This window comes from Brasilonema bromeliae SPC951 (assembly GCF_012912135.1).
Lineage (GTDB): Bacteria > Cyanobacteriota > Cyanobacteriia > Cyanobacteriales > Nostocaceae > Brasilonema > Brasilonema bromeliae.
Genome location: NZ_QMEB01000245.1, coordinates 1 through 985 on the forward strand (window position 1 = coordinate 1; position 985 = coordinate 985).

A 985-nucleotide genomic window follows, 5' to 3' on the forward strand; every position below is an offset into this window, starting at 1 on the left:
CGCCAGTCGCCTACGGAGGGAGACCCTCCTGCAGCGCTGGCTCGTCTTGGCGGTTTGTAAAAAAATAGTCGTCTAAAACAATCAATTTTTTCATCTAATTTTAATATGAAATACGTTGATGAATTCCGAGACCCGAGAAAAGCTGATGCTTTATTCCACGCCATTCAAGAATTATCTCAACGGCTCAAAAAGCCTATCAAAATAATGGAAGTTTGTGGCGGTCACACTCATTCTATTTTTAAATATGGAATTGAAGAAATTTTACCGGAAGCAATTGAATTAATTCATGGTCCTGGTTGTCCTGTATGTGTGATGCCAAAGGGAAGACTAGATGATGCTATTTCTATCTCCCTGAATCCTAACGTTATCTTCACGACTTTTGGAGATGCCATGCGCGTTCCTGGTTCCCAAAAAAACTTGTTGCAAGCTAAAGCACAAGGCGCGGACATTCGTATGGTTTACTCTCCCCTCGATAGTCTACAAATTGCTAAGGACAACCCTGATAAAGAAGTTGTCTTCTTCGCCTTGGGTTTTGAAACAACTGCCCCCAGTACTGCTTTTACTATCCTGCAAGCAGCATATGAAAAAATTCCTAACTTCAGTATGTTTTCTAATCACGTCCTCGTGATTCCTGCCTTAAAAGCACTTTTAGATAATCCAGATTTACAACTCGATGGATTTATTGGTCCGGGTCATGTCAGTATGGTGATTGGCACTGAACCGTATGAGTTTATTTCCCAAGAGTATCAAAAACCGATTGTGATTTCTGGTTTTGAACCTTTAGATATCATCCAATCTATTTGGATGGTATTGGAGCAGATTGTAGAAAATCGTTGTGAGGTTGAGAATCAATATAACAGGTTGGTAGAGAAGACGGGAAATCAGGTGGCGATCGCCGCCATGAATAAAGTTTTTGAAAACCGAGAAAGTTTTGAGTGGCGCGGTTTAGGGGAGATTCCCAAATCTGGATTAAAAATCCGGACTG

The 985-nt window shown here is 41.0% G+C and carries 1 protein-coding gene; it reads left to right on the forward strand.

Features of this window, described 5'->3' with window-relative positions; all coding sequences use genetic code 11:
• Positions 1-105: 105 nt before the first annotated feature.
• The coding region (gene hypD, locus DP116_RS23805; RefSeq protein ID WP_246275766.1) for a hydrogenase formation protein HypD at positions 106-985 on the forward strand (880 nt) is incomplete at its 3' end.